This window comes from Streptomyces sp. NPDC041814, from assembly GCF_055590565.1.
Genome location: NZ_JBVJAM010000017.1, coordinates 31423 through 49144 on the forward strand (window position 1 = coordinate 31423; position 17722 = coordinate 49144).

General features: G+C 73.6%; 15 protein-coding genes. 3 read left to right on the forward strand and 12 right to left on the reverse strand.

Annotation, left to right across the window (positions count from 1 at the left end; translation table 11 throughout):
* Positions 1-38: 38 nt before the first annotated feature.
* The 8 genes from ACZ6C6_RS32125 to rimP all read right to left on the reverse strand — a co-directional run bounded on the left by ACZ6C6_RS32125 (position 39) and on the right by rimP (position 10808).
* On the reverse strand, positions 39-3638 hold the full coding sequence (locus tag ACZ6C6_RS32125; RefSeq protein WP_469207990.1) for a trypsin-like peptidase domain-containing protein: 3600 nt from the start codon (positions 3636-3638) through the stop codon (positions 39-41).
* A gap of 206 nt (positions 3639-3844) precedes the next feature.
* On the reverse strand, positions 3845-4741 hold the full coding sequence (truB, locus tag ACZ6C6_RS32130) for a tRNA pseudouridine(55) synthase TruB (RefSeq protein ID WP_469207992.1): 897 nt from the start codon (positions 4739-4741) through the stop codon (positions 3845-3847).
* Entirely contained in the window at positions 4738-5190 is a 453-nt protein-coding gene (rbfA, locus tag ACZ6C6_RS32135) for a 30S ribosome-binding factor RbfA (RefSeq protein ID WP_018521455.1), read from the reverse strand. Before rbfA ends, truB begins: the two co-directional genes overlap by 4 nt.
* Before the next feature lie 24 nt (positions 5191-5214).
* A complete protein-coding gene (locus ACZ6C6_RS32140) occupies positions 5215-5511 on the reverse strand; it encodes a DUF503 domain-containing protein (protein ID WP_018521454.1) in 297 nt (98 codons plus the stop codon).
* 137 nt (positions 5512-5648) lie between these two features.
* The gene (gene infB / locus ACZ6C6_RS32145) at positions 5649-8723 is read right to left on the reverse strand and encodes a translation initiation factor IF-2 (protein ID WP_469207995.1); all 3075 of its coding nucleotides are present in this window, start codon (positions 8721-8723) and stop codon (positions 5649-5651) included.
* A 147-nt stretch (positions 8724-8870) separates the two neighbouring features.
* Entirely contained in the window at positions 8871-9149 is a 279-nt protein-coding gene (locus ACZ6C6_RS32150) for a YlxR family protein (RefSeq protein WP_469207997.1), read from the reverse strand.
* A 118-nt stretch (positions 9150-9267) separates the two neighbouring features.
* Entirely contained in the window at positions 9268-10308 is a 1041-nt protein-coding gene (nusA, locus tag ACZ6C6_RS32155; RefSeq protein ID WP_018102330.1) for a transcription termination factor NusA, read from the reverse strand.
* A gap of 2 nt (positions 10309-10310) precedes the next feature.
* The gene (gene rimP / locus ACZ6C6_RS32160) at positions 10311-10808 is read right to left on the reverse strand and encodes a ribosome maturation factor RimP (RefSeq protein ID WP_469207999.1); all 498 of its coding nucleotides are present in this window, start codon (positions 10806-10808) and stop codon (positions 10311-10313) included.
* A 175-nt stretch (positions 10809-10983) separates the two neighbouring features.
* On the opposite strand from rimP, the gene ACZ6C6_RS32165 reads away from it, so the two are divergent.
* Genes ACZ6C6_RS32165 through ACZ6C6_RS32175 form a run of 3 tightly spaced genes read left to right on the forward strand, consistent with a single transcriptional unit; the run spans position 10984 to position 12937 of the window.
* Entirely contained in the window at positions 10984-11520 is a 537-nt protein-coding gene (locus tag ACZ6C6_RS32165; RefSeq protein ID WP_469208001.1) for a hypothetical protein, read from the forward strand.
* The gene (locus tag ACZ6C6_RS32170; RefSeq protein ID WP_469208003.1) at positions 11517-11969 is read left to right on the forward strand and encodes a ferritin-like domain-containing protein; all 453 of its coding nucleotides are present in this window, start codon (positions 11517-11519) and stop codon (positions 11967-11969) included. The genes ACZ6C6_RS32165 and ACZ6C6_RS32170 overlap by 4 nt, the downstream gene beginning before the upstream one ends.
* A gap of 44 nt (positions 11970-12013) precedes the next feature.
* On the forward strand, positions 12014-12937 hold the full coding sequence (locus tag ACZ6C6_RS32175; RefSeq protein WP_469208004.1) for an aminoglycoside phosphotransferase family protein: 924 nt from the start codon (positions 12014-12016) through the stop codon (positions 12935-12937).
* A gap of 57 nt (positions 12938-12994) precedes the next feature.
* On the opposite strand, the gene ACZ6C6_RS32180 is transcribed toward ACZ6C6_RS32175, so the two are convergent.
* From ACZ6C6_RS32180 to ispG, 4 genes are all read right to left on the reverse strand, one after another.
* Positions 12995-14698 carry a proline--tRNA ligase gene (locus ACZ6C6_RS32180; RefSeq protein ID WP_469208005.1) on the reverse strand — a complete coding sequence of 568 codons (1704 nt, stop codon included), beginning with the start codon at positions 14696-14698 and terminating at the stop codon, positions 12995-12997.
* A 73-nt stretch (positions 14699-14771) separates the two neighbouring features.
* Positions 14772-15338, reverse strand: a complete 567-nt coding sequence (locus tag ACZ6C6_RS32185; RefSeq protein WP_469208007.1) for a GNAT family N-acetyltransferase — start codon at positions 15336-15338, stop codon at positions 14772-14774.
* Between the two features lie 41 nt (positions 15339-15379).
* Entirely contained in the window at positions 15380-16225 is an 846-nt protein-coding gene (locus ACZ6C6_RS32190) for a GNAT family N-acetyltransferase (RefSeq protein WP_469208009.1), read from the reverse strand.
* Between the two features lie 162 nt (positions 16226-16387).
* On the reverse strand, positions 16388-17542 hold the full coding sequence (gene ispG, locus ACZ6C6_RS32195; protein WP_469208011.1) for a flavodoxin-dependent (E)-4-hydroxy-3-methylbut-2-enyl-diphosphate synthase: 1155 nt from the start codon (positions 17540-17542) through the stop codon (positions 16388-16390).
* Positions 17543-17722: the final 180 nt, after the last annotated feature.

A 17722-nucleotide genomic window follows, 5' to 3' on the forward strand; every position in this document is an offset into this window, starting at 1 on the left:
CCGCTCCTCGCCCGAACCTGTGTACGTGGATATCTCGCTTACGCAGGTCTAAGACTGCCATGCTCACGCCCTGCGGCCTGCATCGGCATGGTCATCGGCGCCCGCAGCGCCTCCACCGTGCGCCGCGCGCTGGGCCCCACGACGGCCGCCCACTCCTGCGGCGCCTCGGCGAGCCAGCCCGCGACCAGGGCACCGAACCCGGGCACCTCGCGGACCAGCGCGACGAGCCGCCGGTCGAACAGGGCGGCTCCTTCGGGGGTACGCACGAGGAGCATCCCGGTCCGGTGCACCAGCGCCCTGGTGCGCACCGGCGACCGCCCGGCGCACCCGGCCGCGGCGGCCCGCAGCAGGGCCTCCAGGACCACCGGGTCCGGGGTCCCCCCGCGCTGCTCGGCCTCCAGCAGCACCTCCAGGAGCTCGTCCCGGGTGGGCTGCGAGGCGGGGCTGCCGGGCGAGGCGAGCACCGCTGCCAGCGATCCCCGGACCGGCGCGGCCGCCGGGCGGTCCCGGAGCAGCCCGGTCAGCAGCGGCAGCAGCAGGGCGCGGGCGGCGGGCCCGTGCTCCAGGCGGCGGTCGAGGTAGGCGGCGGTGTGCGCCGTGTCCTCCGGGTGGCCCTCGGCGTAGGCGCGTACGAGTCCGGCGGCGTGCAGCGCCAGCTCCGGGGCGTCGATCCCCGCCAGGGCCCGCAGCACCTCGCCCGCGCCCTGGTCCGGCCGCGCGAGCCGGTCCCGGTAGGCGGTCACCACGATGTCCGCGTGCGTGGGCAGGGCGGCGGCGAGCGCGGCAGCGGGCACCCGGACGTCCTGCGGGCCCTCGGCGACGAAGGCCCGGACGGCCTGCGGGAGATACCTGGCCCGGGTCCGGGGGTCCGCGACGAGGAGGGCGAGGACCGGCCCGTGCAGTTCGCTGTCGGCCGGGCGGGCCAGCACCGCGAGAACGGCCCGGCGCACCCGGTCGCGGTCCTCGTCCAGGGTCAGCCGGGGGGCGAGGAGCGTCGCGTACGAGACGGCGGCGACCCGGCGGGCGCGCCGGTCCTCGTCCCCGGCCCACCGCTCGACGGCCCGGCAGAGCGCGGCGGGCTCGTCCTCGGCGAGCGCGGCGAGCAGTTCCTCGGCCCGGGGGTGCCCGGCGGCGGCGAGCGCGTCGGCCAGGTCATCGACGGCGAGGTCGCGGCGGGCGTACAACAGCGCCTGCGCGGCGGCGGCGACGGAGGGGCGCACGGAGGAGTCCGGGGCCGCGGCGAGCGCCCGTTCGTCCGTGAACCACATGCACAGGAGGGGCTGCACCGTGCGCGGATGGGCGGCGAGCCGCCGGGCGACGGCGTCGAGGAAACGCGTGTCGCCGTCCCCCTCCCCCGGCGGCCCGTCCGCCGGGACGAGGCGGCGGAAGAGGTCCATCCGGTCCGTCTCGGGCAGCCGCGGCCCCCGCCAGAACCAGGGGCCGAATTCCGCGTACGCCCCGCACGCGCCGCCCCCGCCCGCCTCGGCGGAACTCCGCACGACCCGCCCGGCGAGCAGCCGGAGCACGCCGAGGTACGGCCGGGCGTCGGGCACCCTCAGCAGCGTCTCGGCGAGCAGGCGCGCGGCCCACCAACGCGGGTCGGAGAACGCCCGGTCACCGCCGACCGCCTCGGCGGACCCCTCCGGCAACCGGTCAAGCGCCTCGATGAGGTCGGCCAGCCGGTGGGCCAGGGCGGCCGTGCCGTGGCGGCGGGCCAGCAGCAGGAGGGCCTGGATGACCGGGCCGATCCGGTGCCGGGGGACGGGGAGGCTGCGCGGTCCGGCGGGCGCCGGGTCCTCCGCGGGTCCGCCCCGGCGGGGGCGCGGCACCCGGCCGTCGTCCTCCGCCGGCTCCGCGTGCCACCGGTGCACCAGCGCCCGCAGGGCCGCGTCCAGATCGAGGTGCGTGCTCTGGATCCAGTCCCCCACCTCTTCGTGGGCGAAGCGGTAGCCGGCGCCGGCCGGGACGAGGAGCCCTTCGGTGAGGACCGCCGGGGCCCACCCCGTGCGCCAGGGGAACAGCTCCTCGAAGGCGGCCCGGTCCAGCTCGCCCTGTCCCGGGCCGAGGCAGCGCCGGGCCGCCTCGTGGACCTGTCCGGCCACCCGGGCCGCCAGGCGCCGCACCGCCGTGGGTCCGGGGCGGCTCCCGGCGGCGATCCGGACGGCGATGCGCAGGCACATCAGGTCGAGGTGGGCGGCGAAGACCTCGTCCGTGCAGGGGCGCCCGGCCGTGTCCGGCGGCAGGGCCTCGCGTACCTCGGCGAGCAGGCGGAGGGTCAGCGGATGGCGGTCGTGGCCGGGGGCGAGGGCGTCGGGCGGGAGGCCGAGCCCTTCCCGGGCGCGTTCGGCCTGGCCGGCGGTGAAGTCGGTGACGCGGACCGCCGGAGGGAGCCGCCGCGCGGTCCTGGCGGGCCGGTGCAGGGCCTCGGGCGGGCAGAGCGCGCCGGCCGTCTCCCAGTGCTCGGGGCGGCAGCCGACGACGAGCCGGGCGCCGTTCTCGCGGAGCCAGCCGACCGTGCCGGTGGTCCAGTCGGCGAGCCGGTGCGCCAGGACGGGCGGCATCTCCTCCGGGGCGTCCAGCAGGACCAGCAGTGGCACGCCGGAGGCGGCGGCCAGCCGGGCGACCCGCTCGGGCGTGGCGAGGGTCATGTCTCCCGGGGCTCCGGCGGCGCCGACGATGCGCCCGGCCCGCTGGAGCGTGCGCGCGACGGCGTCGGCGACGGAGGTGTCGTCCGCGAGGAGGTCGGCGCCGCGCAGCCACAGCGTGGGCGCGGGCACCGGCCCGGTCGCCCGGCGCGCGGCGATGGCGGCGAGCTCGGTGGTGCGGCCGGTGCCCGGCTCGCCGACGAGGCCGAGGACCACGGCGGGTGCGTCCGGTCCGGCCGCGGCGAACGCCTCGGTCTCGTCGCGGACGTCGGGCCGCTCCACCGGGTCGTGCCGCTCGTCCGGGCCGCCCGCCGAGCCGACGGACATGGCGGTGAGCTGGAGGGCTCCGGCGAGGTTGAGATCGGGGCCGTAGCCGGGGACGGTCGCGGCGTTGCGCCGCAGCAGCTCGCCCAGCGGCCCGTCGGCGGGCGCCCCGGCCAGCGGCGCGGCGCAGCCGGCGGTGGCGTGGGAGGCGCGCAGGGCGAGCCCGATGACGGCGATGACGGCCCCGCTGTCCGGGTCGAGCACGGGCCCGCCGACCGCCGCGCCGCCCAGCCGGAGCGCGTCGCTGCCGTCCGTACCGAGGGCCAGTTCCAGCGCCCGGTCGATCCGGTGGGTGCGGCCGCGACTGGTGTACGTGACCGGCGTGCGGCCCAGGACGCGTGCCTCGCGCAGGCCGTGCGCGGCGACCGTCACATACGTACCGGGGTCGATGCGCTCGCGTACGCACATGGGCAGCGGCCGGACGCCGAGGGTGTCGGGGCCGCCGGTGGGCAGGAGGGCGAGGTCCCATTCCGGCACGGCGGTGATGTCGGCGGCCTCGACGCGGTGGCTGCGGCCGTCCGTGCCGTGCAGCAGGAGGTACGGAAGGCCGTCGACGGCCTCGTGGCTGGTGACGACCGTCCCCCGGTCGTCGGCGACGAAGCCGGTCCCCCGCGGCCGGCCGGCCGGATCGCACAGTCGTACCAGCGTCGCCCGGTCCCCGCATCCCATGATCCGACGGTAGGCCGCCGAAGATCCCCGCGCGGACCACTCCGGGCGAAAGCGCCCCCGTCACCCCCCTGATTCACTCCGAGCGCCTGCCCGTTGGGGTGAATCCAGGGCGTTCGCCGGACAGAAATGGGTGGGGGGTCGTGGAGCGGGCACCGGGGGTTCTGCCCGCTCCACGATGATGGTCCGGCGGAGGCGCCGGCGTCCGGTCAGCCGAAGACGGCGAGGCTCTTGGCCTTGCCCTTCTGCTCCTCGACCAGCACCAGGAACCGCCCGTCCGGCCCGAAGACGGCGACCGGCCCCTGCGGGTAGCCGGGCATGTCCAGCCGTACGCCGTTCAGCAGCAGCTTCGCCCGCTTCTCGTCCACGTCCCAGCGGGGGAACGCCGACGCGGCGGCCTCGGCCACCGGCATCACGGACAGATCCTCCTGGTGCTGCTCCAGCGTGCGCGCGGCGTCCAGCCCGTACGGGCCGACCCGGGTCCGCCGCAGGGCGGTCAGATGGCCGCCCACTCCGAGCCCGGCGCCGAGGTCACGGGCGATGGCCCGGATGTACGTCCCCGAGGAGCAGACCACCGAGACGACCAGATCGAGCACCGGCGTACCGTCCTCGGCGACGGCCTCCCGGACGTCGTAGACGCGGAAGGACGAGACGGTCACCGGCCGGGCCGGGATCTCGAACTCCTCGCCGCCCCGCACCCGCGCGTAGGACCGCTTGCCGTCGATCTTGATGGCGCTGACCTTCGACGGCACCTGCATGATGTCGCCGGTCAGGGCGGCGACCCCGGCGTCGATCGCCTCGCGGGTCACCCCGGAGGCGTCGGCGGACGAGGTGGTCTCGCCCTCCGCGTCGTCCGTGACGGTGTTCTGGCCGAGCCGGATCGTGCCCAGGTACTCCTTCTCGGTCAGCGCGAGGTGGCCGAGCAGCTTGGTGGCCTTCTCGACGCCGAGCACGAGCACACCGGTCGCCATCGGGTCCAGGGTCCCGGCGTGGCCGACGCGGCGGGTGCGGGCGATGCCGCGCATCTTGGCGACGACGTCGTGCGAAGTGAAGCCGGACGGCTTGTCGACAATGACAAGTCCGTCCGGCGTCTTGTTCTGCGTCATTCGGAGGCTGCGTCCTCGTCGGTCTCGTCCTCCGGCTTGCGGTACGGGTCCGCGTCGCCGGCGTACGCGGCGCCCGAGGACGCCTCGCGCACCTTGGCATCCGAGGCCCGCGCCCGGTCGAGCAGGTCCTCGATGGCCCGGGCGTTCTCCGGGAGTGCGTCGGCCACGAACGTGAGCGTCGGGGTGAACTTCGTCCCCGCCGCCGAGCCGACCGCCGACCGCAGGATGCCCTTGGCGCTCTGCAGACCGGCCGCCGCGCTGGCCCGCTCCTCGTCGTCGCCGTAGACCGTGTAGAAGACCGTGGCCTCCCGCAGGTCGCCGGTGACGCGGACGTCCGTGATCGTCACGTGGGTCCCCAGGCGCGGGTCCTTGATGCCGCGCTGCAGTTTCCCGGCGACCACCTCCTGGATGAGGTCCGCCAGCTTCTTAGCCCGCGCGTTGTCGGCCACTGGTCCGTCTCCTTCTTGGCTTGCTCAATCGTCTTCGTCGCTGTGCAGCCGCCGTCGTACGGACAGCAGCTCCACTTCCGGCCGGGCGGCGACGAGGCGCTCGCACCGGTCGAGTACGTCTGTGAGGTGCCGGGTGTCCCCGGAGACCACGGCGAGGCCGATCTCGGCCCTGCGGTGGAGGTCCTGGCCGCCCGTCTCCGCCGCGCTCACCGCGTACTTGCGCTGGAGTTCGGCGACGATCGGACGGACCACGGAACGCTTCTCCTTCAGCGACCGTACGTCGCCGAGAAGCAGGTCGAAGGACAGTGTCCCCACATACATGTATGCCCGGATGTCCCGCCGGTTCGGGTTCGCGCCCCGCCGATGATCGGCGGGGACACAAGAACCGTACACGGAACGGCCGGGGCCGATCGACGGAAATAGGTCCCGTCGACCGGCCCCGACTGTTGAGGTACGGGTCAGCCTCGCGGCTTCTCGCGCATCTCGTACGTCGCGATGACGTCGTCGATCTTGATGTCGTTGAAGTTTCCGAGGTTGATACCGCCCTCGAAGCCTTCGCGGATCTCGGTGACGTCGTCCTTGAAGCGGCGCAGACCGGAGATGGTGAGGTTCTCCGCGACGACCTTGCCGTCGCGCAGCAGGCGCGCCTTGGTGTTGCGCTTGACCTCGCCGGACCGGACGAGCACACCGGCGATGTTGCCCAGCTTGGACGAGCGGAAGATCTCGCGGATCTCCGCCGTACCGAGCTCGACCTCTTCGTACTCCGGCTTGAGCATGCCCTTGAGGGCCGCCTCGATCTCCTCGATCGCCTGGTAGATGACCGAGTAGTAGCGGACGTCCACACCCTCGCGGTCGGCCATCTGCTGCGCACGCCCGGCGGCGCGCACGTTGAAGCCGATCACGATGGCGTCGGAGCCGGTCGCCAGGTCGATGTCCGACTCGGTGACCGCACCCACACCGCGGTGCAGGACCCGGATGTCGACCTCTTCACCGACGTCGAGCTGGAGCAGCGAGGACTCGAGGGCCTCCACCGAACCGGACGCGTCGCCCTTGATGATGAGGTTGAGCTCCTGGACCAGACCGGCCTTGAGCGCCTCGTCCAGGTTCTCCAGGGAGAACCGGACACCCTTGCGGGCGAAGTTGGCGTTGCGCTCGCGAGCGGCACGCTTCTCGGCGATCTGGCGGGCCGTACGGTCCTCGTCCACGACGAGGAAGTTGTCGCCGGCGCCCGGGACGTTGGTGAGACCCAGCACGAGGACGGGGGTCGACGGACCCGCTTCCTCGACGTTCTCGCCCTTGTCGTCGAGCATCGCGCGGACACGGCCGTAGGCGTCGCCGACCACCATCGTGTCGCCGACCCGCAGGGTGCCTCGCTGGACCAGGACGGTCGCGACGGCACCGCGGCCGCGGTCGAGGTGGGACTCGATCGCGATGCCCTGCGCGTCCTGCTCCGGGTTGGCCCGCAGGTCGAGCGAGGCGTCGGCGGTGAGGACGACGGCCTCCAGCAGCTGGTCGATGTGCAGACCCTGCTTGGCGGAGATGTCGACGAACATCGTGTCGCCGCCGTACTCCTCGGCCACCAGACCGAACTCGGTGAGCTGGCCGCGCACCTTGGTCGGGTCGGCACCCTCGACGTCGATCTTGTTGACCGCGACCACGATCGGCACGTCGGCCGCCTTGGCGTGGTTCAGCGCCTCGATCGTCTGGGGCATCACACCGTCGTTCGCCGCCACCACGAGGATCGCGATGTCGGTCGACTTCGCACCACGGGCACGCATGGCGGTGAACGCCTCGTGACCCGGGGTGTCGATGAAGGTGATCCGACGGTCCTCGCCGTTGACGTCGGCGGAGACCTGGTAGGCACCGATGTGCTGGGTGATGCCGCCGGCCTCGCCCGCGATGACGTTCGTCTTGCGGATCGCGTCCAGGAGTCGCGTCTTACCGTGGTCGACGTGACCCATGACGGTCACGACCGGCGGACGCGGCATCAGGGCCTCGTCGCCGCCCTCGTCCTCGCCGAACTCGATGTCGAAGGACTCGAGCAGCTCGCGGTCCTCCTCCTCCGGGCTGACGATCTCCAGGACGAAGTTCATCTCGTCCGCGAGGAGCTTCAGCGTCTCGTCGGAGACGGACTGCGTGGCGGTGACCATCTCGCCGAGGTTCATCATGACGCCGACCAGCGAAGCCGGGTTGGCGTTGATCTTCTCGGCGAAGTCGGTGAGCGAGGCACCGCGCGACAGCCGGACGGCCTGTCCGTTGCCGCGAGGCAGCATCACGCCGCCGACCGACGGGGCCTGCATGGCCTCGTACTCCTGGCGCCTCTGCCGCTTCGACTTGCGGCCACGACGCGCGGGACCGCCGGGACGGCCGAAGGCGCCCTGCGTGCCACCGCGGCCACCGGGACCGCCGGGACGGCCACCGAAGCCGGGACGGCCACCGAAGCCGCCGCCACCGCCGGGACGGCCCGCGCCGCCACCGCCGCCGCCGCCACCGGGACGGCCGGCGAAGCCGCCGCCACCGCCGCCGGGACCGGCCGGACGGCCTGCGAAGCCGCCGCCACCGGGACGACCGGCGCCGCCCGGACGACCGCCGCCGCCGGGACCGCGGCCACCGCCGGGGCCACCACCGGGACGCGGGCCGGCAGCGGGACGCTGCGGCATCATGCCCGGGTTGGGTCGGTTACCACCGGGGCCGCCGCCCGGACGGGGCGCCTGCGGCCGGGGCATGCCGCCCGGAGTCGGACGCGGGGCACCGCCGGCCTGGCCCTGCGGACGCGGGGCGCCACCGGGGCCGCCCTGCGGACGCGGGGCGCCGGGGCGCTCCTGGCCGCCACCGGGGCGCGGGGCGCCGCCGGGACGGGGTGCCTGCGGACGGGACATGCCCGTCGAGCCACCGGAGGTGAAGGGGTTGTTGCCCGGACGGGGACCGGCCGGACGGGCGCCGGGGCGCGGGGCGCCCTGGCCGGCGGGACGCGCGGGGCGCTCGCCGCCACGGCCGCCGTCGCGCTGGCCGCCACCCTGCTGACCGGACGGAGCCGGACGCGCGGGACGGGGGCCGGGGGTCGCGCCGGCGGGGCGCGGGGCCTGCGGCGCGGACGGCTGGGCCGGGGCCGGGGCCGAGAACTCCGCGGCGGGCACCGGCGTGACCGGGGCCTTCGGCGCGGGCTTCGGGCCCGGACGCGGGCCGGGAGCCGGCGCCGACGGGGCGGAGGGGGTGCTGCTCGGGGCCTCGGCGGCGGCCGGCTTGGGGGCCGGGGCGCCGGGCTTCGGGGCAGCGGGACGTGCCGCGGCGGCCGGAGACGGCGCCGCGGGCTTGGCGGGGGCGGCCTTGCGAGGCGCGCCCGGCTTGGCAGCGGGCTTGCCGGCGTTGCCGCCGGGCCCCTGCAGTGCGTCAGTCAACTTGCGCACGACCGGCGCCTCGATCGTCGAGGACGCCGAACGGACGAATTCACCGAGTTCTTGGAGCTTGGCCATGACGACCTTGCTCTCTACGCCGAACTCCTTGGCGAGTTCGTATACCCGGACCTTAGCCACTTCGCTCCTTTTAGGTCCGGGTTACCGCCGGACCGTCGCTACTTCATGGGCGTACTCATCGCGTACTCATCGAGTGCTCATCGCAATCTCGACCTACTTCCAACTCGCGAGGTACCTGACCGCACGGGGACCCGTGCCGTTCATTTCTTACGGTGTCACCCGCTCGACGAACCGCTGTACCGCGGTCGGGTCGAACGGCCCCTTGGCCTTGAAGGCCCGGGGGAATGCCCGGCGGCGAACCGCCAGGTCCAGACAGTCGGGGACGGGATGCACATAGGCACCCCGGCCGGGCAGCGTACCGCGAGGATCGGGGACGCAGGCGTCCCCGTCCGCGACGATGCGCAGCAACTCGTTCTTGGCCACCCGCTCCCGGCATCCCACACAGGTTCGCTCAGGGCAAGCGCGGGCGTGCGTCCGGCCAGACACGGCTAAGTCTACCTCCCCGCACCGACCTCACCCCTTTGGGGCAAAAATCGAACGGACGTTGTCGTGATCTCAGCGACCGGCCGACGGGATCTATTCCCCGGACGCCGCTCAGGGTGCGTCAGCGCCGGTCCGAGCGCTCCCGGGCCCGCTCGGCCCGCTCACGGTCGGCGACGTCGCGCTCGGCGTCGGTCTCGGTGTCCGGGCGGATGTCGATGCGCCAGCCCGTGAGCCGGGCGGCCAGGCGGGCGTTCTGCCCCTCCTTGCCGATCGCCAGGGAGAGCTGGTAGTCCGGCACGGTCACCCGGGCGGAGCGGGCGCCGAGGTCAACGACCTCAACCTCGCTCACCCGTGCGGGTGACAGTGCGTTGGCGACCATCTCCGCCGGGTCGTCCGACCAGTCCACGATGTCGATCTTCTCACCGTGCAGCTCGGCCATGACATTGCGCACGCGGCCGCCCATCGGGCCGATGCAGGCGCCCTTGGCGTTGAGGCCGGAGCGGGTCGAGCGGACCGCGATCTTGGTGCGGTGGCCGGCCTCGCGGGCGATCGCGCAGATCTCGACGGAACCGTCGGCGATCTCCGGGACCTCCAGGGCGAAGAGCTTCTTCACCAGGTTGGGGTGGGTCCGCGACAGCGTGACGGAGGGACCGCGCACGCCCTTGGCGACGCGCACCACGTAGGTGCGCAGCCGGAGGCCGTGGGTGTACTCCTCGCCGGGCACCTGCTCCTGCACCGGCAGGATGGCTTCCAGCTTGCCGATGTCGACCAGGACGTTCTTCGGGTCCTTGCCCTGCTGGACGACGCCGGTGACGACGTCGCCCTCGTGGCCCGCGTACTCGCCGAACGTGCGGTCGTCCTCGGCGTCGCGCAGACGCTGGAGGATGACCTGCTTGGCGGTGGTCGCGGCGATCCGGCCGAAGCCCGACGGGGTGTCGTCGAACTCCTTGGGCTCCTGCCCCTCCTCCAGGTCGGCCGGGTCCTCCTTGGCCCACACCGTCACATGGCCGCGCTCGTCCAGCTCGACACGCGCCCGGCGGTGGCTGCCGTCAGTGCGGTGGTACGCGATGAGGAGGGCCGACTCGATCGCCTCGACGAGGACGTCGAACGGGATCTCCTTGTCCTGCGCCAAGCCCTTCAGCAGCTTCACGTCGATGTCCACGGCTACGCCTCCTCTTCCTTCTTGTCCTTGCGGTTGAATTCCAGCTCCACGCGAGCCTTGGCGATCTCGTCGAAGGCGATCCGGCGGGCGGTGGGCTTGCGGCCCTTGACGCCCGGCACCTCCAGATCGAGACCGTCCTCGTCCACCGCGAGGATGCGGGCCACCAGCTCGCCGCCCTCGCGCAGGGTCAGCCTGGCGAGGCGCCCGGTGGCGCGTACGTAGTGGCGGTGCTCCGAGAGCGGGCGGTCGGCGCCGGGCGAACTGACTTCCAGGACGTATTCGTCCTCGCCCATCACATCGGTCTCGTCCAGCTTCGCGGAGATCGCGCGGCTCAGCTCCGCGCAGGTGTCCAGCTCGACACCCTCATCGGAATCCACGACGATCCGCAGCACTCTGCGGCGGCCTGCCCGGGAGACTTCGATCTCTTCCAGCTCCAGTTGCTCGGCGCTGACGAGTGGTTCGACCAGCCCGCGCAGCTTCTCGCTCTGGGTGGTGCTCATCCGGGTGACTCCTCGGCCGCGTGTGCTGTTGTGGGGATCTCGCGTGTCTGGTCAAAGGGTATCCGGTCGCAAGGGGTGTTGCTGTCAGCCGGTCCCCCGAGCGCGGGTACGCTCACAGGCGGTGATCACTTCCGGACAGATCCAGTCAAGACAGGTCCAGCCCGAAGGAGAGCAAGTGCGGCGTACGGGGACGACGCGCAGGGGCGCGCTCGCGGCGACCGGCGCGCTGGCCGCAGGGGCGGTGCTGTCCGGCTGCGGAAGCGGCGACGACACCGGTGGGGGCACCAAGGGCTCCGCGCACGGCGGCGCGCGGACCGCCGCCGACGGGGCGTCCCCGGTGCGCACGGAGAAGACGCTGCGCACCGGTGCCACCCGCACCACGGCGACCCTGCTCGCCGGTTACGAACACGTGCTCCGGGCCCACCCGGCGACGGCGACGGCCCTCACCCCCCTGCGCGACGCGGTCCGCGCCCACCTCAAGGCGCTCTCCCCGGAGAAGACCCCCGCGCTCGGCATGGCCCGCTCGCGCGCCGCCGGACCCGCCGCCGCGGTCAAGGAGCTGGCGGCGGCCGAGCGCTCCGCGGCGGACGCCTACACCGCGCTGCTCGCGGAGGCGCCCGGGGAGCTGGCCCGGCTGCTGGCCTCGGTCGCCGCGGCCTGCGCGGCACACGCCTACCTGCTGACCGAACTGGCCAAGGAGACCCCGGCATGAGCGACGGCAAGAGCGACGGCCCGCTGGAAGCGGCCCAGGCGGCGCTGGCCGCCGAGCACGCCGCCGTCTACGGCTACGGGGTGGCGGGCGGCCGGGTCGCGGCGGAGCGCCGGACCGAGGCCACCGCCGCGTTCCACGCCCACCGTGCCCGCCGGGACGCCCTGGTGCGCACGGTCCGGGACCTGGGCGGAGAGCCGGTGGCCTCGGACGCCGCGTACGCTCTGCCGTTCGCGGTGCCGGACGCCGCCGCGGCGGTCCGGCTCGCCGCCGTCCTGGAGGACCGCGTCGGGTACGTCTACTCCGACCTGGTCCGGGCCGCCGACGGGTCTCTGCGGCGCAGCGCGGCGGACGCGTTGCGGGAGGCCGCGGTACGCGCGGCACGCTGGCGGGGCAGCGGCGTACCCTTTCCCGGGCTCGCCGAGCGGGCCGGGACCGGCTCCGGCCACTGACATGGGCGCGCACCGCAGAAGGCTTGAAAGGGAACACAGCACGTATGGGTTTTGAACCGCCGCAGCGTCTGGTGCGAGCGCTCGGCGAGTCGTACGGGGATACGGCCGCCGGGGAATGGCTCGCGGGGCTGCCCGCACTGACCGAGCGGGCGCTGGCCGCGACCGGCCGCGCCCCGGTCGTGGAGCGGGTCGCGGCCCCCGGCGGGCGCAGCAGCCTGGTTCTGCTGGTCCGGGGGGCCGACTCCACCCCGGCCGCCCTGAAGCTGGCCCCGTCCGGTGCCGCGCCGGGGCTCGAACAGGCGGCGCTGGCGCACTGGAACGGCTGGGGCGCGGTGCGGCTGCTCGATCCCGCGGACGGCGGGCGGCCGGTGCCGGGCGCGCTGCTCCTGGAGCGGCTGCACCCCGAGATGTCCCTGCGGTCGCTGCCGGAGGCGAAGGCGCTCCTCGAAGCGGCCGGGACGGTGCGCCGGCTGTGGGTCGACCCGCCGGCCGGGCACGGCTTTGAGACGGTCACCGAGCGGACCGGACGGCGCGTGGACGCCATGCGCGCCGCCGCCGCGTCCGACCCCGCGCTGGAGCCCCTGGTCACCGCCGCGCTGGCGGCCCGGGACGAGCTGGTCGCCGGGCCCCCGGAGACGCTGCTGCTGCACGGCAACTTCCGGCAGAGCAAGGTCCTCGCGGGTGAGCGGGCGCCCTGGCTGACGGTCGGGCCCGAGCCGCTGGTCGGTGAGCGGGCGTACGACCTGGCGCGGCTCGTCCGGGACCGGGTGGAGGACCTGATCGCGTCGCCCGCCGGGGCGACGACGGCACGGCGCAGGGTCAAGAAGCTCGCGGACTCGCTGGACGTGGACCAGGAGCGGCTGCACGGCTGGACACTGTTCCGTGCCGTGGAATCGGGCACCCGGGCCCTGGCGGCCGGGCGCCGCCAGGAGGGGGAAGTGACCCTGGAGTTCGCCGGCTGGCTGTGAACGAGCGCAGGGGCCCCGCACGGAACTTCCGTGCGGGGCCCCTGCGTGTGGAGAGCGTCAGTCCTGCTGCTCGGAGAGGCGGGCGACGGCCTCCTCGACCGTCAGCTCCTCGCGCTCGCCGGTACGGCGGTCCTTCAGCTCCAGGACACCTTCGGCCGAGCGGCGGCCGGCGACGAGGATCTTCGGGACGCCGATCAGTTCGGAGTCGGTGAACTTGACGCCGGGCGAGACGCCGGCGCGGTCGTCCACCAGGACGCGCAGTCCGGCGGCGGCGAGCTTGTCGGAGACCTCCAGGGCCAGTTCGGTCTGGAGGGCCTTGCCCGCGGCGACGACGTGGACGTCGGCCGGGGCGACCTCGCGGGGCCAGCACAGCCCCTTCTCGTCGGCGGTCTGCTCGGCGAGGGCGGCCACGGCGCGGGAGACGCCGACGCCGTACGAGCCCATCGTGACGCGGACGGGCTTGCCCTGCTGGCCGAGCACGTCGAGCGAGAAGATGTCGGCGTACTTGCGGCCGAGCTGGAAGATGTGGCCGATCTCGATGGCGCGGTCGAGCTGGAGGCCGGTGCCGCACTTGGGGCAGGGGTCGCCCGCCTCGACCACGACGACGTCGAGGTAGTCGTCCACCTCGAAGTCGCGGCCCGCGACCACGTTCTTCGCGTGCTTTCCGTCCTTGTTGGCGCCGGTGATCCAGGCGGTGCCGGGGGCAACGCGGGGGTCGGCGATGTAGCGGACCTTCTCCAGGCCCTGGGGGCCGACGTAGCCGCGTACGAGGTCGGGGCGGCCCACGAAGTCCTCGGCAGTGACCAGCTCGACCACGGCCGGGGCCAGGTGCTCGCCCAGCTTGCCGAGGTCCACCTCGCGGTCGCCGGGCACGCCCACGGCGACGATCTCGCCGTCGACCTTGACCAGCAGGTTCTTCAGCGTGGCGGAGGCCGGCACGCCGAGGTGGACGGCCAGGGTCTCGATGGTCGGGGTGTCGGGGGTGTCCAGCTCCTCGACGGGGCCGGTGCCCGAGGCGTCGCCGGGGGCGGCGACGAAGGTGACGGCCTCGGTGTTGGCCGCGTAGTCGCAGTTCGGGCAGTCCACGAAGGTGTCCTCGCCGGCGGGCGCCGGGGCCAGGAACTCCTCGGAGGCGGAGCCGCCCATGGCGCCGGAGACGGCGGAGACGATGCGGTGGTCCAGGCCGAGCCGCTCGAAGATGCGGATGTACGCGGCGCGGTGCAGCTGGTACGCCTCGGCCAGGCCCTCGTCGGTGGTGTCGAAGGAGTACGAGTCCTTCATCTGGAACTCGCGGCCGCGCAGCACACCGGCGCGGGGGCGGGCCTCGTCGCGGTACTTCGTCTGGATCTGGTACAGGATGACCGGCAGGTCCTTGTAGGACGAGCACATGTCCTTGACGACCTGGGTGAAGATCTCCTCGTGCGTGGGGCCGAGGAGGTAGTCGGATCCCTTGCGGTCCTGGAGCCGGAACAGCAGGTCGCCGTACTCGTCGTACCGGCCGCTCGCCTCGTAGGGCTCCTTGGGCAGCAGCGCGGGGAGCAGGACCTCCTGGCCGCCGATGGCGTCCATCTCCTCGCGGACGACGCGGGTGACGTTCTCCAGGACCTTCTTGCCGAGCGGCAGCCAGGACCAGATTCCGGCAGCGGTGCGTCGTACGTAGCCGGCTCGGACGAGGAGCTTGTGGTTGAGCGTCTCGGCGTCCGCCGGGTCGTCGCGCAGTGTCTTGATCATCAATCGGGACATGCGCTGGACCTGGGCCATGGTGAACTCCTGCTCGGAAGGGTGATGGGCCCGAGGTTAGCGGGGCGGCCCGTGCGGGCGGAAATCCATTCCCTCACGTACGGCGCAGTGGCAGGGGCGCTCCCATCACCGCGTACGGCTTGGGGGCGCTGGGGAAGACCACCTGACGGGCGAGGTCCTGGTAGCCGAGGGAGCGGTAGAGGCCGCGGGCCGGGCTCTCGGTGTCGATCGCGGAGAGGATCGAGCGGGGCTGGGTGACGGCGTCGGTGATGGTGGTGATCAGGGTGCGGCCGATGCCCCCGTTCTGGAAGTCCGGGTGAACGTGGAGCTCGGTGATCACGAAGGCGTCGTCCAGCCAGTGGGCGCTGCCGGTGGCGCGGAGGTAGGGCTCGACCACGGTGGACCACCAGTGGCCGCGGTCGTTGGGCATGCCGTAGACGAAGCCGACGAGCCGGCCCTCGGGCGTCAGGGCGCCGAGCGCGCGCGCGTGCGGGTGGTCGAGGTGCCGGAGGACGATGTGCCGGCGGACCTCGACCTCCCCGGCGCTCAGGCCGAAGGCGACGGCCTGGACGGCCAGCGCCTCGTCGACGCGGGCCGCGAGGTCGACCGGCCCGACCCGGACGCCGGTGGTGCGGGGGGCGCCCCCGGAATCTGCTGCCATGGGCCGACCCTACTGTCCGGGAGGCCCCTGGCGGGGGGCGGTCAGAAGAGCACGCTCATGAAGGCGCCGGTTTCCCGGAAGCCGATGCGGCGGTACGCCTTGCGCGCGGGGGTGTTGTAGTCGTTCACGTACAGGCTGACGACCGGGGCGACGTCGGCCAGGGCGTACCGCAGCACGGCGGCCATGCCGGTCTCGGAGAGGCCGCGGCCGCGGTGTTCGGGGGCGACCCACACGCCCTGGATCTGGCACGCCTGCGGGGTGGTGGCGCCGATCTCCGCCTTGAAGACGACCTTGCCGTCGTCGATCCGGGCGAAGGAGCGGCCGGCGCCGATGAGTTCGGCGACGCGGGCCTGGTAGAGGAGTCCGCCGTCGCCGGCGAGCGGGGAGACGCCGACCTCCTCGGTGAACATGTCGATGCAGGCGGGCATCAGGATGTCCATCTCGTCCTTGCGGACGCGGCGGACGAGCGGGTCGGGCTCCACCTCGGCGGACGGGCTCTCGGTGACCATGAGGGGCTGGTTGGCCCGGACCTCGCGGGCGGGGCCCCAGCCCGGTTCGAGGAGGCGCCACAGCTCGGCGGTGGGCTCTGCGGGGCCGACGATCGAGGAGCAGCGGCGGCCGGCCCGGCGGGCGCGTTCGGCGAAGGCGCGGACGGCTTCGGGGCCGGCGCAGATGGGGACGAGGTTGGCGCCCGAGTAGCACAGGGAGCGGAGCCTGCCGTCTGCGTACCAGCCCCACATCTCGCCGCCGAGGCGCCAGGGGTCGAGTCCGGCGATCTGCACGCGGGACGTCACGAAGGCGTTGGCCACGGGCTCGCTCTCCAGGACGGCGAGTGCGGCGCCGAGGTCGCTGGGTTCGAGGACCCGGGTAGTGGTGTGCGTCAACACGAGGGGGCCTCACCATGCGGTCTGCTGATTTCCGCACTGTAACCGAAGAGCCTGAGTGACGCCGCCCGTGCCCGGAAACGGCTGTGCGCACCCGCCGGGGCCCGCACATGGCAGCGCCCCGCCGAGGGGTTCCTCGCGGGGCGCTGCCGGGGGTCGGACGGGTCAGCTGATGGAGACCTCGGGCTCGCCGGAGGCGATGCCGTCCTTCTCCATCTGCTCGGCGATCTTCATGGCCTCCTCGATGAGGGTCTCCACGATCTTCGACTCGGGCACGGTCTTGATGACCTCGCCCTTGACGAAGATCTGGCCCTTGCCGTTGCCGGAGGCGACGCCGAGGTCGGCCTCGCGGGCCTCGCCGGGGCCGTTGACGACGCAGCCCATGACGGCGACGCGCAGCGGGACCTCCATGCCCTCCAGACCGGCGCTGACCTGGTCGGCGAGCTTGTAGACGTCGACCTGGGCGCGGCCGCAGGAGGGGCAGGAGACGATCTCCAGACGGCGCTGGCGCAGGTTCAGCGACTCCAGGATCTGGATGCCGACCTTGACCTCCTCGGCGGGCGGCGCGGAGAGCGAGACGCGGATGGTGTCGCCGATGCCCTCGCTGAGCAGGGCGCCGAAGGCGACGGCCGACTTGATGGTGCCCTGGAAGGCGGGGCCCGCCTCGGTGACGCCGAGGTGCAGCGGGTAGTCGCACTGGGCGGCGAGCTGGCGGTAGGCGTTGACCATCACGACCGGGTCGTTGTGCTTGACCGAGATCTTGATGTCGCGGAAGTCGTGCTCCTCGAAGAGGGACGCCTCCCAGAGCGCGGATTCGACCAGCGCCTCGGGGGTGGCCTTGCCGTACTTCTTGAGCAGCCGGGCGTCCAGCGAGCCGGCGTTGACACCGATCCGGATCGGCGTGCCGGCATCCTTCGCGGCGCGCGCGATCTCCTTGACCTTGTCGTCGAACTGCTTGATGTTGCCCGGGTTCACACGGACCGCCGCGCAGCCGGCGTCGATCGCGGCGAAGACGTACTTCGGCTGGAAGTGGATGTCCGCGATCACCGGGATCTGCGACTTGGACGCGATGGTCTTCAGGGCGTCGGCGTCGTCCTGGGTCGGGCAGGCCACGCGTACGATCTGGCAGCCGGAGGCGGTGAGTTCGGCGATCTGCTGAAGCGTCGCGCCGATGTCGGACGTACGGGTCGTCGTCATCGACTGCACCGAGACGGGCGCGTCCCCGCCGACCGCAACCGATCCGACCTGGATCTTCCGGCTGACCCGCCGTTCGGCGAGCTTGGTCGGAACGGCGGGCATTCCGAGAGAAATCGCAGTCATGCGCTGAGCATCCCCAAGGTGTGGATCGAGGTCCCGGTATCGGCGGGCTCCGGCCTTCGAGGTTACGTCACCGGGGGCGGCCGGGAGCACACCGCGTCCGGCCCCGTACGGAATGTCGGCCCGCCGGACGCACCCCGCACACCGCCGGTCACGCGCGGTGCACCGGGCGGGTCCGGCCGG

Excerpts from the sequence above, each read along its gene's own strand:
- ACZ6C6_RS32125 (WP_469207990.1), bottom strand. The coding sequence starts at position 3,638 with ATGGGATGCGGGGACCGGGCGACGCTGGTACGACTGTGCGATCCGGCC.
- truB (WP_469207992.1), bottom strand. The coding sequence starts at position 4,741 with ATGACGCAGAACAAGACGCCGGACGGACTTGTCATTGTCGACAAGCCG.
- ACZ6C6_RS32140 (WP_018521454.1), bottom strand. The coding sequence starts at position 5,511 with ATGTATGTGGGGACACTGTCCTTCGACCTGCTTCTCGGCGACGTACGG.
- rimP (WP_469207999.1), bottom strand. The coding sequence starts at position 10,808 with ATGAGCACCACCCAGAGCGAGAAGCTGCGCGGGCTGGTCGAACCACTC.
- ACZ6C6_RS32170 (WP_469208003.1), top strand. The coding sequence starts at position 11,517 with ATGAGCGACGGCAAGAGCGACGGCCCGCTGGAAGCGGCCCAGGCGGCG.
- ACZ6C6_RS32175 (WP_469208004.1), top strand. The coding sequence starts at position 12,014 with ATGGGTTTTGAACCGCCGCAGCGTCTGGTGCGAGCGCTCGGCGAGTCG.
- ACZ6C6_RS32180 (WP_469208005.1), bottom strand. The coding sequence starts at position 14,698 with ATGGCCCAGGTCCAGCGCATGTCCCGATTGATGATCAAGACACTGCGC.
- ACZ6C6_RS32185 (WP_469208007.1), bottom strand. The coding sequence starts at position 15,338 with ATGGCAGCAGATTCCGGGGGCGCCCCCCGCACCACCGGCGTCCGGGTC.
- ispG (WP_469208011.1), bottom strand. The coding sequence starts at position 17,542 with ATGACTGCGATTTCTCTCGGAATGCCCGCCGTTCCGACCAAGCTCGCC.